This window comes from Xanthomonas cucurbitae (assembly GCF_002939885.1).
GTDB lineage: Bacteria > Pseudomonadota > Gammaproteobacteria > Xanthomonadales > Xanthomonadaceae > Xanthomonas > Xanthomonas cucurbitae.
In genome coordinates this window covers 1-594 of the sequence record NZ_MDED01000121.1, presented here as the reverse complement: position 1 = coordinate 594, position 594 = coordinate 1, and the positions used below count along the sequence as shown (strand labels likewise).

Below are 594 nucleotides of genomic sequence, written 5' to 3'. Positions count from 1 at the left end.
GCGACGGCGCTGATGCGCTGCAAGCCTTGCCCAGAGCGAGTTTTGCGCATGGCAAGCAACTTTCTTGGCTGAGGGATGGGGCTAATCAGGAGAACAAAAGGGTGGCGTGCTTGCTGCCGCCGGAGAGCGCGGCGATGTGGGAAGTGTCGCGCGCGAGTGGCATCAGCGAGGCGACGCTGGAGCGGTGGCTGAGCCAGTCGCTGGGTGACCCGGCGCGGGGACGGGTGTGGACGGCAGCGTCGCGGTTCGACGCGGTGCTGACGACAGCGTTGCTGGACCAAGCCACGCGCAATGCGCGGTGCTGCAGTCAAGGCGTGTATCCACATGGGTTGGCGCAGTAGCATGATCTTGCGCAGCAGAGCCTTGCCGGGCCGGGTGAGCGTGGGACCGACACGCGGCAGGACCGGCAGGATCGGCGTCGCACCCGCGATGCTTGAGCGGGAGTTGCTTCGCAACAATACGGCATTGGCAGAAACCGCCGCGTTGCTGGTGCTTTCAAAAAAGGCTCATCGCGGATTCGTGTGGGTGCCTTGAGGCCCCTGAATCTGCGTTGAGCCTTGGAAACAGGCCCTTTCCACCGTCCCAGAAGGTGGT

General features: G+C 64.3%; 2 protein-coding genes. Both read left to right on the top strand.

Features of this window, described 5'->3' with window-relative positions; genetic code table 11:
* The first annotated feature begins 101 nt into the window (after positions 1–101).
* Entirely contained in the window at positions 102–341 is a 240-nt protein-coding gene (locus XcuCFBP2542_RS19005) for a hypothetical protein (protein WP_146090383.1), read from the top strand.
* A 1-nt stretch (position 342) separates the two neighbouring features.
* Positions 343–534 (top strand): hypothetical protein, encoded by a 192-nt coding sequence (locus XcuCFBP2542_RS19000; RefSeq protein ID WP_104605773.1) that lies wholly within the window; start codon positions 343–345, stop codon positions 532–534.
* Positions 535–594: the final 60 nt, after the last annotated feature.